Below are 13,324 nucleotides of genomic sequence, written 5' to 3' on the forward strand. Positions count from 1 at the left end.
ACCCTGATCGGCATGCGAAAGCGCACACTATTCCGGCTCGCGACCGCAACCGTCGCGACGGGTGCCGCCGCCCTGGCGTACGCCTCCCTTGTCGAGCGCAACATGTTCACCCTCCGCCGCTTCGACGTGCCGGTGCTGCCGACCGGCGCCGAGCCGCTGCGCGTGCTGCACCTGTCGGACCTGCACATGACCCCCAACCAGGTACGCAAGCAGCAGTGGGTCGCGTCGCTGGCCGCTGTGGATCCCGACCTGGTGGTGGTGACCGGCGACAACATGGCGCACCCGGGCGCGGTGCCGGGGGTGTTACGGGCACTGCAACCTCTACTCGACTACCCGGGTGCGTTCGTGTTCGGCTCGAACGACTACACCGGGCCGGTCTGGAAGAACCCGTTCACCTACTTCCTGCCTGACCGGGAGTACACCGAGGGCGTCGAGCTGCCCTCCGAGGAACTGCGTGACGTGCTCGTCGGGGCCGGCTGGGTCGACCTGAACAACCGGCGGAGCACGGTCAAGGCCGGCGGCCGCGCGATCGACATGGCCGGGGTGGACGACCCCCACGTCGAGCGGGACGACTACGCCTCGGTCGCCGGGCCGATCTCCCTCGACGCCGACCTCTCCATCGCGCTCACCCACTCGCCCGAGCCCGCGCTGCTCGACGAGATGGCCGCTGACGGCTTCGGGCTGCTGCTCGCCGGGCACACCCACGGCGGGCAGGTGTGCGTACCGGGGGTAGGAGCGTTGGTGACCAACTGCGGGCTGCCCCGGTCGATGGCGAAGGGCCTGCACCGCTGGCCCGGATCGGACTCCTGGCTGCACGTCTCCGCCGGGCTCGGCACCCATCCGACCGCCCCCGTCCGGTTCGCCTGCCCCCCGGAGGCCAGTCTGCTCACGCTGATCCCACGCTGACCACCCGCGCCCCGGGTACCGAGTTTGAGCCTCGGGACGGGTGGGCTACTATTTGTCGGCACGCCTCGGGGTGTGGCGCAGCTTGGTAGCGCGCTTCGTTCGGGACGAAGAGGTCGTCGGTTCGAATCCGGCCACCCCGACCAGGTGAGGGGCACATCCAGCCACTGGATGTGCCCCTCTTTGTGGTGTGCCAACGCCATCGCCCGGCCGATGCATCGAGCACTCTGAGTTTCCGACGTCAGGTTTGGCCGATGGGTCGACGGGGATGCGCGGTCATGCGCATCGACGTGGACGAGCCCGACGCCCGCGACCTGTTCTGGGAAGGGATGCGGGACGTCGCCGACGCCGCCGCGCGCCATCAGGATCAAGCCCTCTACCAGGCAATTGTCAAGATCGGCAGAGCTGCTCTGGCACAGGGCATCGAGGTGGTCTCGTCGGGCGGGCTGTTCCTGCAGTGCCCGATCTGCGACGCCCTGCCCGGCCAACGCTGCGTCAACGTTGCCGGTCATCCGCTCGGAGATCGTGCCTGTCACCCGGAGCGCGTGGAGTTGTCGGCCAAGGCATTCAAGGGCGAAGTGCCGATTCCCCCTCCGCTGCGCTGACCCCCTGGTCCGGCGTGCCGACGCCGAATCTGCCGCCTCAGCCGACCCGGCGGCGGTGTTCGCGGCGCAGCCGAGCGGCCTGCACGGCGGCGACACCGAGGAGAATCAGGAGCACCGGGCCGCCGCCGAGGACGACGAGGCCGGCACCGATGTTCGCACCGATCGCTCCGGCGGTCACGATCCGCCAGGCGAGACCGATCAACACACCGGCGACAAGCAGCGGTACGAGCGCAGACCACACGCGCGGATCGAGTTTGCGGGTGACGGTGGCGCCGATCAGCAGGGCCAGCGACGCCAGCAGGAGCGCGCTGGCCACGACCACCAGGACCCGGTCACCGGTCGCGCCCAGGCTGACCGGCTCCACCGCGTAGTCGAGCGACTCTCCCTCGGCCGCGAGTCGCCGCGCCGCCTCGCCGGTCAGGTCGCCGACGAGCCAGGCGGTCACCACCGGAGTGCTCAGCAGCAAGGCCACCACCAGCACCGCAAGACCACGCCTCATCCCGACACCCCTTTGTCCCGCCGGGCCGCCGAGTCGGACGGACCGGAGCGGTCACCGGCAACCTCAGCGAACCACCATAGTGATTCTCGTCGTTCTTTGTCGCCGTGCGCCGGTCAAAAGCCGCAGGTCATGCCGGCGGTGTGGCTCACCTGCACGGTGTGCGTGACGCAGCCCGACCGGGACACCACGTGCAGCAGCAGTGCGGTCGGCTCGGCGACCCACCCGATCTGCTCGTCGTCGCTCATGGTCAGCGTCGACTGCCGCCAGGTGCTGGGTGCGACGGTCAGCACCGTGCCCGCGAAGGTGGCGGTCACCGGACGGTGCAGGTGGCCGGCGGCGACGCGTACCACATGGGGGTGTCGGCGCAGCACCTCGGCGAGCTCGGCGCCGTCGGCGAGCCGGATCGAGTCGGCGATCGGGATGCCGACCTCGACCGGCGGGTGGTGCAGGCAGACCACGGCCGGCACGTCGGGGCGCGCCGCCAGCGCCCCGTCCAGCCAGGCGAGCTGCTCCTCACCGAGCCGCCCGCCGTTCGAGCCGGGGACCAGGGAGTCGAGCACGACGACTGTCGCTCCAGGGTGATCGACCTGGTAGTGAGCGGAGAAGCCACCGCCGAGCCAGGGCGTGCCGCCGAAGGCGTCGAGCAGCGACTCCCGGTCGTCGTGGTTGCCGGTGACCAGGTGCACCGGCAACGGGAACCGGCCGAGCACCTCGCGCAGCACGGCGTACTCGTCGGGCCGGCCGTGATCGGCCAGGTCGCCGGTGATGACCACGCAGTCGGGTCGGGGATTCAGCGCCAGCACCCGGCCGAGCGCCCGGTGCAGGCCGGCAGCCGGCTCGGCACCGAGGACGCCGGTGGTCAGGTGCGGATCGCTGAGGTGGGCGATGAGCATCGGGCCTCCACTAGACCGGAGAATCCCACGCTATCGCCGCCGCGCCCGACGCGTGGGCCCACAGGCCGTGTCCACACCCTGTGGATAGCACATGTGTACGACCACAGCCGGCTCTCAGCCACGCGTGAGTACGCTTGATCCGCGACCCGGCGCCACCGGGAACCGATCCGACCTGGAACGACGTGCGAGTGGATCACCAGCGAGTCATCCGTGACGTCACGGTCCGCCTGCCCATGGCGTCGACCGTCACCGAGGTCTGCGAAGCGGCCGTCGACGCTCTCGCCCGGTACACCCCTGCCACGATCGCCGTCCTGCTGCACGTGCACGGCCGGCTCCGCTGCGTCGCCGCCACCGGATCCTGGCAGGTCTTCGCCACCGTCGCGCCGGACGCCGGCATCGTCGGGCGGGTCTACACAGGTGGACGTTCCGCCGTCGTTCCGGACGTCACCGCCGACGCCGCGCACATCCCGGTTCGCCCGGACGTCACCGCGGAGGTGTGCGTACCGGTGCTGAACCCGGCGGGCCGGACCATCGGCGTACTCGACCTGCAATGGACCGGGCCGGCCGACCTCGGCTCGTGGCGGCTGGTCGCCGAGCGGGTCGCCGCCCGCCTCGGCACCCGGATCTCGGCACTCGGTGGGCCGGCGGAGAGCCGCAGCGAGAAGCTGCTCCGGCACGTCTCGGCGATGACCGCCGCCGGCACCGAGTGGGACCTCATGACGGCCGCGATCGCCGCGGCCCGGGACATCTCCACCCTCGCCGCAGCTGTCCTGCTGCTCGGTGGCCGGGGCGGCCCGCGACTCGGTCCCCCGACGGTCGCCCCAGGCGAGTTGGAGACCCGGATGCGTAGCGAACTGGCCGAGCTGGATGCCCCGGCCATCGGGCGCATCATCGACCGGGCCCACCGCTACGGGGCGGGCTACACCCTGGGTGAGGCCGGTCATCCACCGACCGACGAGCATCACCCGCTGGTCCGGGTCGGCGTCAGCACGCTGGTCGCGGTGCCGTTCGGGCCGCCGGAGCGAGGCGGGGTGCTGCTGGTCGCCGACGAGCGGCTGCTGCGACCGGACCCGACCACCGTCAACCTGCTGGAGCTGCTGGCCGGGCAGGCGTGGAGCTGCCTGGACCGGCTACGCACCCTGGAACGGCTGCGCGAGCAGGCCAGTTCCGACCCGCTGACCGGGCTGCGGCACACCGGCCCGTTCGGGCAGCGGATCGCCACCGTGACGCCGGGTCGCACCGCCCTGCTGGCCATCGACGTGGACGGCTTCAAGATCATTAATGACACGTACGGCCACCAGGCGGGCGACCGGGTGCTGATCGGGCTCGCCCGGGCGTTGGAGGACGCCCTGCGCCAGGGTGACGAGTTGTACCGGATCGGCGGGGACGAGTTCGTCGCGGTGATCGAGGTGAGTCGCCCCGAGGAGGCGGTCCGCGTCGCGGAACGACTCACCGAGGCGGCTCGCCAGGTGGGCCGCACGATCAGCGTCGGAGTGGCCCTGCCTCGCCCCGGCGAGTCGCCCGAACTCGCCCTGCGCCGCGCCGACCAGGCCCTCTACGCGGTCAAACGACAGGGCCGCGACGGCGTCCACCTCTCCGCCGCCTAACCCACCCCACCCCTGCCTCGGTGATCAAGAAGTTTTGGTCCTCGGGGGAGATCGAAAATGACGCAAACCTCTTGATCAACGCCAAAGAGCGGGGGTGGGGGTCAGGCGGTGAGGGTTTTGGCGAGGAGTTCGGCGATCTGGGCGGTGTTGAGGGCGGCGCCCTTGCGGAGGTTGTCGCCGGTGACGAAGAAGTCCAGCGCCCGCGGGTCGTCGACGGCACGGCGGATCCGACCGACCCAGGAGGGGTCAGTGCCCACCGCGTCGATCGGCATCGGGAACTCGCCGGCCGCCGGATCGTCGACCACGATCACCCCGGGCGCGTTACGCAGCACACCACGGGCGCCCTCGGCGTCGATCTCGGTGGCGAAGACGGCGTGCACCGCGACCGAGTGGCCGGTCACCACGGGTACCCGTACGCAGGTGGCGGAGACCTTGAGGTCACGCAACCCGAGGATCTTGCGCGACTCGTTGCGCATCTTCATCTCCTCGGACGACCAGCCGCCATCGGCAAGCGAGCCCGCCCAGGGGACCACGTTGAGCGCCAGGGGTGCGGGGAACGGGCCGAGGTCGTCGCCGACCGCCTGCCGCACATCGCCGGTACGCGAGCCGAGCAGCCGGTCGCCGGCCGCCTTGGCCAGCTGGTCGTGCAGCGTGTCCGCGCCGATCTGACCGGCTCCGGAGGCTGCCTGGTACGAGGCGAGCACCAGTTCCCGCAGGCCGTACTCGCGGTGCAGCGGGGCGACCGCGACGATCATCGCGAGAGTCGTGCAGTTGGCGTTGGCGACGATGCCCCGGGGCCGGTTGCGCAACTGCTCCGGATTGATCTCGGGCACCACCAGCGGAACGTCGGGATCCATCCGGAAGGCACCTGAGTTGTCCACCACGATGGCACCGCGACTGACCGCGATCGGCGCCCAGTGCGCGGCGACCTCGTCCGGCACGTCGAACATCGCCACGTCGACGCCGTCGAGGGCCTCCTCGGTGAGGACCTGGACGGTCAGTTCCTCGCCCCGGCAGCGGACCTTCCGACCGGCGGAGCGTTCGGAGGCCAGCAGGCGGATTTCGCCCCAGACGTTGCGCCGCCCGGTGAGCAGCTCACACATCACCGTGCCGACGGCCCCCGTCGCCCCGACCACGGCCAGGGTGGGCAGCCTGGCCACCCGGGCTACCGCCCCGTCCCCGCGTACACCACGGCTTCGGTGTCACCGCCAAGGTCGAAAGCCTGGTGGATGGCGCGGACCGCCGCATCGAGGTCGGTGTCCCGGCAGACCACCGAGACGCGGATCTCCGAAGTGGAGATCATCTCGATGTTCACCCCGGCCTGGCCCAGCGCGGCGAAGAAGCCGGCGGCCACCCCCGGATGCGACCGCATCCCGGCGCCGATCAGGGAGACCTTGCCGACGTGGTCGTCGTAGAGCAGGCCCTTGAAGTTCAGGGTTTCCTGGATCTTGCTCAGGGCAGCCATCGCGGTCGGACCGTCGGTCTTCGGCAGGGTGAAGGAGATGTCCGTACGACCGGTGCCCTCGGTGGAGACGTTCTGCACGATCATGTCGATATTGATCTCAGCGCCCGCGACGGTGTCGAAGATGCTCGCCGCGGCGCCGGGCTCGTCGGGTACCCCGACAATAGTGATCTTGGCCTCGCTACGGTCGTGGGCGACTCCGGTGATCAGTGCCTGCTCCACAGAGAGCTCCTCCATCGATCCGGTGACCATGGTGCCGGTGTTTGTCGAGTATGACGAACGGACATGGATCGGCAGCCCGGCCCGCCGGGCGTACTCCACGCTACGCAGGTGCAGCACCTTGGCGCCGCAGGCGGCCAGCTCCAGCATCTCCTCGTAGGTGATCTGCCTGATGTGTCGGGCGTTGGGCACGATCCGAGGATCGGCGGTGAACACCCCGTCGACGTCGGTGTAGATCTCGCAGACGTCCGCACGCAGCGCCGCGGCCAGCGCCACGGCGGTGGTGTCGGAACCGCCCCGCCCGAGGGTGGTGACGTCCTTGGTGTCCTGTGACACGCCCTGGAAACCGGCGACGATGACCACTGCGCCCTCGTCCAGTGCGCCCTTGAGGCGACCCGGGGTGACGTCGATGATCCGCGCCCGGCCGTGCACCGACGTGGTGATCACGCCGGCCTGGGAGCCGGTGAACGAGCGGGCTTCGTACCCCAGGTTGTGGATCGCCATGGCGAGCAGCGCCATGGAGATCCGTTCGCCGGCGGTGAGGAGCATGTCCAGCTCCCGGCCGGGCGGCAACGGGCTCACCTGGTTGGCCAGGTCGAGCAGTTCGTCGGTGGTGTCACCCATCGCCGAGACCACCACGACCACGTCGTCGCCGACCTTGCGGGCCGCGACGATACGCTCGGCCACCCGCTTGATCCGCTCGGCGTTGGCGACGGAGGACCCGCCGTACTTCTGCACCACGAGTGCCACGACGGTGCACTCCCTCCCAGTTGCCCTGAGCGTGCCGACGCCGCCGGCACCGGGGCCGGCGGCGCGGGTCGGACGACCTCAGGGTATCGGTCGTCTCTGACCGCCAGGTCAGGTGATCCCACGATCCGGCCCGCCGGGGCGACCGGAGTGGCCTGCGACACGCCGGAAAGGCCGACCTTTCCGGGGCTGTGCCGAGCCCTGCCCAACACCCAGAATGGCCGGGTGCCCGCCGCCCATCATCCGAACCGTCAGCTGACCGTCGCGCTCGCGCTTGCCGTGCCCGCACTCCTCGCCGCCTGCTCGTCCGACCCGCCCACCGACCCCGCACCGCCGCCGACCGCCGCGCCACGCCCGGCCGGTCCGGATGCGGCCCGGGACGAGTTGGCCGCCCTTGCCGCCGCCGCTCAGGACCGGCACCTGGTCGCCCGGTACACCTTGCGGGCGGACGGGACCGCCGACCGTCTGATCGTCTTCACCAGCGCGAACGACGGCAGCTGGCGGGTGGACGTGCCGGGCGGAGCGCTCGGCGGCACCGCCGACATCACGCTGGCCGCGATCGCGGACGGGTTGTTCCAGTGCGGGCTGCCCTCCGCCGCCCGGCCGGAGCCGGCGAGCTGCGTACGCCTCGGTGAGCGGGACGACACGCTGCCACGCCGGCTGGATCCCCGGGTGCAGCACCCGTTCACCGACTGGCTCGACGTGCTGACCGACCGGCGCGCCCCGCTGGCGGTGTCGCCGGCCATGGCACCCGCCGACGCGACCGGCAACTGCTACTCGGTGGAGACCACCGCGGCATCGATCAACCCGCCGCTGGACGTCGGCATCTACTGTTTCGACGCCGACGGCACACCGACGGCGGTACGGGCGGCGTTCGGCACGCTGACCTTGGCCGCCCCACCCGAGCCGGCCCCCGGCACCGTGCAACTGCCCGGTCCGGTGGTCGAGGGTGAGCCGCTGGGCATGGCCGCGCCGGTGGATCCCACCCCGCCCGTCGGCCCGGATCCGACAGGTACGGACGAGCACGCGGGAACGCCCTGACGACCTATCCCGTTACGGGTGTCATTGCCCACATTCGTCCACCCCTGCCGGCTCGATCAAAACGCCCATACGGGACACTTCTCCCATGACCGACCTCACTCCGCTGCTCGCCTTCCGCTGGAGCCCCCGCTCCTTCGATCCGGTCGCGGAGTTGACGCCAACCGAAGTGACGACCCTGCTGGAGGCGGCCCGGTGGGCGCCCTCGGTCGGCAACCGGCAACCGTGGCGGTTCGCCGTCGGGCACCGCGAGGACGAGACCTTCAAGCGGATCCTGGTCAACCTGCCGGCGGACGAGCAGCGGTGGGCCGGGCGGGCCAGCGTCCTGCTGCTCGCCGCGCACCACGCCACCGACAACCCGTTCGCGGCGTACGACCTGGGGCAGGCGGTGGCCCACCTGACCGTGCAGGCCACCGCGTTGGGGCTGCACGTACGCCAGGTGACCGAACTCGACCGGCCCGGCCTGGTCGCCGACCTCGATCTACCCGCCGACGTGCGACCGTACGTGGTGACGGCGGTCGGGCAACTCGGTGATCCGTTCAGCCTCCCGGCCGACCTGTTGCGCCACGAGACATCACTACGCCACCGCCGGCCGTTGGCCGAACTGCTCCTGAGCTGCTCGAACGCTTCGAGCTGAAGGAACGAAGGCGAGCCTCGTCCCAAACTACGGACGAGCCTTCCCAGACCAACGTCCATCACGTAGTGTCACTCTGTCATGTGGCAGGCGCACCTTCTCCTTGGTCGCCGCGACGAGGCCTGACGGCCGGCACCTCGTCGCGGAGTTGAACCGCGCCGCCAGCATTTCCCGGAACCTTCTCGGCTTCGCCGCCGACCTCCACCGCTGACGTCACATGACCACGGGAGAACTCCGCCATGGCTCACCCAGCCGGCACCACCGACATCGACTCCGATCCGTTCGCGCGGCAGCGCCCGAGCCGGATGCCGTACGCCCGTTACCAGCCGTACCGGCAACAGTTCCGGATCGACCTGCCCGACCGCACCTGGCCGACCCGACACGTCGAGGCCGCCCCGCGCTGGTGCGCGGTCGACCTGCGGGACGGTAACCAGGCGCTTATCGACCCGATGTCACCCGAGCGCAAGCGCCGGATGTTCCAGCTCCTGGTGCAGATGGGCTACAAGGAGATCGAGGTCGGCTTCCCGTCGGCCAGCCAGACCGACTACGACTTCGTCCGCCAGCTGATCGAGCAGGATCTGATCCCCGAGGATGTCACCATCCAGGTGCTGACCCAGTGCCGGGAGCACCTGATCGACCGCACCTTCGAATCGCTGCGCGGGGCCCGCCGGGCGATCGTGCACTTCTACAACTCGACCTCCACCCTGCAACGCCGGGTCGTGTTCGGGCTGGACCGGGACGGCATCACCGACATCGCGACCAGCGGCGCCCGGCTCTGCCAGAAGTACGCGGAGATCCACACCCCGGACACCGAGATCTTCTACGAGTACTCGCCGGAGTCCTACACCGGCACCGAGCTGGAGTACGCGCTGGAGGTCTGCGCCAAGGTCATCGAGGTGATCGACCCCACCCCGGACCGCAAGCTGATCATCAACCTGCCGGCCACCGTCGAGATGGCCACGCCGAACGTGTACGCCGACTCGATCGAGTGGATGCACCGACGCCTGCCCCGCCGCGACAGCCTGGTGCTCAGCCTGCACCCGCACAACGACCGCGGCACCGGCGTGGCCGCCGCCGAGCTGGGCCTGCTCGCCGGCGCGGACCGGATCGAAGGCTGCCTGTTCGGCAACGGTGAGCGCACCGGCAACGTCGACCTGGTGACGCTGGGCCTGAACCTGTTCTCCCAGGGCATCGACCCGATGATCGACTTCTCGGACATCGACGAGATCAAGCGGGCCGTCGAGTACTGCAACCAGCTGCCCGTGCACGAGCGCCACCCGTACGCCGGCGACCTGGTCTACACCGCCTTCTCCGGCTCCCACCAGGACGCCATCAACAAGGGGTTCACCGCGTTGGAGGCCGACGCGGCGGCGGCCGGGGTGCCGGTCGACGAGTTCACCTGGGCGGTGCCGTACCTGCCGATCGACCCGAAGGATCTGGGCCGCAGCTACGAGGCGGTGATCCGGGTCAACTCGCAGTCCGGCAAGGGTGGCGTCGCGTACATCATGAAGACCGAGCATCAGCTCGACCTGCCCCGCCGGCTCCAGATCGAGTTCTCCGGCGTGGTGCAGCAGGTGACCGACCACGACGGCGGTGAGGTCGACCCGGCCACCATGTGGCAGATCTTCGCCGGGCAGTACCTGCTCGACCACCAGCGCGACCCTGCGGTGGCGCTGTCCGAGTACACGATCGGTACCGCCGACGGGAAGGTCGAGATCGCCGCCCGGATCCACACCGGCGGGCAGGATCGCTCGATCACCGCGATCGGCAACGGCCCGATCGACGCGTACGTCAACGCGCTGGGCTCAGCCGGGGTGAGCGTACGCGTGCTCGACTACCACGAGCACGCGCTCTCCTCCGGTGGGGACGCCCAGGCCGCCGCGTACGTCGAGTGCGAGGTGCAGGGGCACACGGTCTGGGGTGTCGGCATGGACGCCAACATCGTCACCGCCTCCATCAAGGCGGTCACCAGCGCCGTCAACCGCGCCCGAGGCTGAACCGACAGGCAGGGCCCCGCACCGGCGCGGGGCCCTGCGTCATCTCGGCGTGGAGACGGGCAACGAGTGGCAGGGCTGGGCCGGTGGCGGGCGACGGGCCGGCCGATGGACCAGCAGGGCGGCGATGAGAGCGCCGGCCACCAGCAGACCGGCGCACCAGAGCAACGCGCCACGGTAGGCCGCGGTGAGTTCCGCGGGCTGTTCGTACCCGGTGCCGGTGAGCCCGACCAGCAGCGGCAGGGCCGCCACCGCGAGCAGCCCGCCGACCCGCGAGGCGGCGTTGTTGAAGCCGCTGGCCACTCCCGCGAAGCGGTCGTTGACGGCGGCCAGTACCGAGGCGGTCAGCGGCGCCACGACCAGGGTCAGCCCGACGCCGAAGATCGCCACGCCGGGCAGCACCTCGCGCCAGTACGACGCCCCCGGCCCGATCTCGCGCAGCATCAGCAGCCCGAGGGCGGCCAGCAGCGGCCCGACGGTCAGCGGCAACCGGGGTCCGATCCTCGTCGACAGCGCACCGGTGAGCGGCGAGCCGACCAGCAGCAGCAGGGTCATCGGCAGCAGCGCGAGGCCGGTGAGCAGGGCCGACCAGCCGACCACGTTCTGCAGGTACACGGCGATGAAGAAGGTGAACCCGCCGAGGGCGGCGTAGACCAGCACGGTGAAGAAGTTCAGCACCGAGAACAACCGGCTGCGGAACAGGCCGGTGGGCAGCATCGCGGTCTCCCCACGACGTCGTTCGAGGAACACGAACGCCACCGCGGCGACCACCCCGGCCAGGGCCGCGGCCACCACCGCCGGGGAGTCCAGACCCCGGTCGGGGGCGTCGACCAGGGCGTACGTGACGCCGGCCAGGGCGAGTGCGCCGAGCAGGGCACCGGCCACATCGAACTGGCGGGTGCCCCGCTTCCGGGACGCGTTCTCGTCCCGGCTCTCGGGAACCCAGCGGAGTGTCGCCAGCACGACCAGCACCGCCAGCGGCACGTTCAGGAAGAAAATCCACCGCCAGGAGAGGGCGTCGATCAGCCAACCGCCGATGAACGGGCCGAGCGCGGTGGAGACACCGGAGAGCCCCGACCACGCTCCGATCGTCTTCGCCCGGTCGTCGGGATGGAAGCTGGCCTGAAGCAACGCCAGCGAGCCCGGGGTGAGCAGGGCACCCCCGGCGCCCTGAAGGAACCGCGCGGCCACCAGCCAGTCGGTGCGCAGGGCGAGCCCGCAGAGGATGGAGGCGGCGGTGAACCAGACCACGCCGAGCAGGAACACCCGCCGACGCCCGAAGCGATCGCCGAGTGCCCCACCGAGCAGGACGAACGCGGCGAGCGTCAACAGGTAGCCGTTGATGGTCCATTGCAGACCGGCCACCGACGCGTCGAGATCGGCGCCGAGGTGCGGCAGCGCCACGTTGACCACGGTGCTGTCCAGGAAGACCATGCCGGAGGCGAGTACGGCGGCGGCCAGGGTGCCCCGGCCGGCGCTGCTGCGCAGGCGGAGAGCGGACGAGGGTTCGGGCATGGTTACCAATCTGCCGTGCACCATCCGTCAGACACCACGAAACGCCGAAACCCTAGCCGGGTACTGTGCGGGATCGCCGGAAGCCCGCAAGCTGGAAAGGTGTCGTCTGTGCGTACCAGATCAGGACCGCGCGTCCCGGGGGCGCTCGCGCTCATCGCGGCGCTGACCCTCGGCGCCGCCGGCTGCGTCCCGCTTGAGGAGGAGCCGGTCACGCCGCCGAGCGGCAGCGGCAACATCGACCAGATGCTCTCGGAGCTGACCGTCGCCGAGGCGGGTTCGATGCGCGGCTACAGCCGCAACCGCTTCCCGCACTGGCGCAAGACCGGCCAGAACTGCGACGTCCGCGACACCGTGCTGGAGCGCGACGGCAAATCCATCGAGCACTCCGGCTGCAACGTGGTCGGTGGGCGGTGGGAGAGCGTCTACGACGGCCGCACCTTCACCGACCCCTCCGACGTGGACATCGACCACATGGTCCCGCTGGCCAACGCCTGGCGCTCCGGTGCCGACGAGTGGGACGACTCGAAGCGCGGTGACTTCGCCAACGACCTCGACCGGCCGCAGCTGTTCGCGGTTTCCGCATCCTCCAACCGGGCAAAGGGTGACCAGGACCCGTCCCAGTGGAAGCCATCAAACCGGTCATACTGGTGTCAATATGCCGGGGACTGGGTGGCGGTGAAGCACCACTGGCAGCTGACGGTGACCAGTGCCGAGCAGGCCGAACTGGCCGACATGTTGGAGGGCTGCACATGGGAGAGCAAGCCGTAACCGGGGCCGACGGGGCACCGGCGCCCGAGCGTACGCCGGATCCGGGCGGCGAGGACGCGGCGGCGGCCACCGGCAGCCCCGGCCCGGCCACGGCCGGCATGACCGTGGACGGCGCCGCCGCGGCAGAGGTGGAGGTGCCGGGCGCCGGGATGACCGCCGACGCTGGCGGTGCCACCGGCCCACAGAGCCGCACCGCCGACATCGTGCCGGGACCGGGCGGCGTGATGACCGACGAGGTCGGCGTGGTGACCGGCGAGCTGACCCTGCGTACCGACTTCGCCGACGGCCGGGTCAGCCTGCACGTGCAGTACAAGGACGCCGACGAGTGGTACGCGGTCACCGGCGGCAGCGCACCGCTGACCGACGCTTCCGGGCTGGACGCGGTACACACCATCGCCCTCGGCCTGCTGCACCGCCCCGAGGGCTGATCGCCCCAGCGT

At 70.8% G+C, this 13,324-nt stretch carries 13 protein-coding genes and 1 tRNA gene; 9 read left to right on the plus strand and 5 right to left on the minus strand.

The genetic code is table 11. The annotated features are described in order from the left end of the window. Window positions 1-12: 12 nt before the first annotated feature. From Vse01_RS16580 to Vse01_RS16590, 3 genes are all read left to right on the plus strand, one after another. Window positions 13-906: a metallophosphoesterase gene (locus tag Vse01_RS16580; protein ID WP_093410125.1), complete on the plus strand. Its 894-nt coding sequence runs from the start codon at window positions 13-15 to the stop codon at window positions 904-906. 66 nt (window positions 907-972) lie between these two features. Beyond that, window positions 973-1,049: transfer RNA gene (locus Vse01_RS16585), tRNA-Pro, on the plus strand. Between the two features lie 132 nt (window positions 1,050-1,181). Further along, window positions 1,182-1,508: a zinc finger domain-containing protein gene (locus Vse01_RS16590; RefSeq protein WP_093409990.1), complete on the plus strand. Its 327-nt coding sequence runs from the start codon at window positions 1,182-1,184 to the stop codon at window positions 1,506-1,508. Window positions 1,509-1,545: 37 nt separating this feature from the next. Here the strand turns inward: Vse01_RS16590 and Vse01_RS16595 are convergent, their stop codons facing one another. Together Vse01_RS16595 and Vse01_RS16600 are read right to left on the minus strand one after the other, a co-directional pair. Further along, window positions 1,546-2,007, minus strand: coding sequence for a hypothetical protein (locus Vse01_RS16595; RefSeq protein WP_093409992.1), 462 nt, complete (start codon window positions 2,005-2,007; stop codon window positions 1,546-1,548). 113 nt (window positions 2,008-2,120) lie between these two features. Next, window positions 2,121-2,900: a phosphodiesterase gene (locus Vse01_RS16600; RefSeq protein ID WP_093409994.1), complete on the minus strand. Its 780-nt coding sequence runs from the start codon at window positions 2,898-2,900 to the stop codon at window positions 2,121-2,123. Window positions 2,901-3,088: 188 nt separating this feature from the next. Here Vse01_RS16600 and Vse01_RS16605 point away from each other — a divergent pair, with 188 nt between their 5' ends. Then, a complete protein-coding gene (locus tag Vse01_RS16605; RefSeq protein ID WP_093409997.1) occupies window positions 3,089-4,507 on the plus strand; it encodes a sensor domain-containing diguanylate cyclase in 1,419 nt (472 codons plus the stop codon). A 101-nt stretch (window positions 4,508-4,608) separates the two neighbouring features. On the opposite strand, the gene Vse01_RS16610 is transcribed toward Vse01_RS16605, so the two are convergent. Together Vse01_RS16610 and Vse01_RS16615 are read right to left on the minus strand one after the other, a co-directional pair. Next, window positions 4,609-5,667 carry an aspartate-semialdehyde dehydrogenase gene (locus Vse01_RS16610; RefSeq protein ID WP_093410000.1) on the minus strand — a complete coding sequence of 353 codons (1,059 nt, stop codon included), beginning with the start codon at window positions 5,665-5,667 and terminating at the stop codon, window positions 4,609-4,611. 5 nt (window positions 5,668-5,672) lie between these two features. Then, entirely contained in the window at window positions 5,673-6,938 is a 1,266-nt protein-coding gene (locus Vse01_RS16615; protein WP_093410002.1) for an aspartate kinase, read from the minus strand. A gap of 222 nt (window positions 6,939-7,160) precedes the next feature. On the opposite strand from Vse01_RS16615, the gene Vse01_RS16620 reads away from it, so the two are divergent. From Vse01_RS16620 to leuA, 3 genes are all read left to right on the plus strand, one after another. Beyond that, entirely contained in the window at window positions 7,161-7,976 is an 816-nt protein-coding gene (locus tag Vse01_RS16620) for a hypothetical protein (RefSeq protein ID WP_232511431.1), read from the plus strand. A gap of 85 nt (window positions 7,977-8,061) precedes the next feature. Beyond that, window positions 8,062-8,610 carry a nitroreductase family protein gene (locus Vse01_RS16625; protein WP_093410005.1) on the plus strand — a complete coding sequence of 183 codons (549 nt, stop codon included), beginning with the start codon at window positions 8,062-8,064 and terminating at the stop codon, window positions 8,608-8,610. Between the two features lie 236 nt (window positions 8,611-8,846). Continuing rightward, window positions 8,847-10,604, plus strand: coding sequence for a 2-isopropylmalate synthase (gene leuA, locus Vse01_RS16630; RefSeq protein ID WP_093410007.1), 1,758 nt, complete (start codon window positions 8,847-8,849; stop codon window positions 10,602-10,604). Window positions 10,605-10,643: 39 nt separating this feature from the next. Here leuA and Vse01_RS16635 read toward each other — a convergent pair whose 3' ends face one another. After that, window positions 10,644-12,116 carry an MFS transporter gene (locus Vse01_RS16635; RefSeq protein ID WP_093410010.1) on the minus strand — a complete coding sequence of 491 codons (1,473 nt, stop codon included), beginning with the start codon at window positions 12,114-12,116 and terminating at the stop codon, window positions 10,644-10,646. A gap of 108 nt (window positions 12,117-12,224) precedes the next feature. Between Vse01_RS16635 and Vse01_RS16640 the strand changes: the two genes are divergently transcribed. Beyond that, window positions 12,225-12,884, plus strand: coding sequence for an HNH endonuclease family protein (locus tag Vse01_RS16640; RefSeq protein ID WP_093410012.1), 660 nt, complete (start codon window positions 12,225-12,227; stop codon window positions 12,882-12,884). Beyond that, window positions 12,866-13,312 carry a hypothetical protein gene (locus Vse01_RS16645; protein ID WP_093410015.1) on the plus strand — a complete coding sequence of 149 codons (447 nt, stop codon included), beginning with the start codon at window positions 12,866-12,868 and terminating at the stop codon, window positions 13,310-13,312. The genes Vse01_RS16640 and Vse01_RS16645 overlap by 19 nt, the downstream gene beginning before the upstream one ends. The last annotated feature ends 12 nt before the right edge of the window (window positions 13,313-13,324 follow it).

The organism is Micromonospora sediminimaris (assembly GCF_016863575.1).
In the GTDB taxonomy this organism is placed as follows: Bacteria; Actinomycetota; Actinomycetes; order Mycobacteriales; family Micromonosporaceae; genus Micromonospora; species Micromonospora sediminimaris.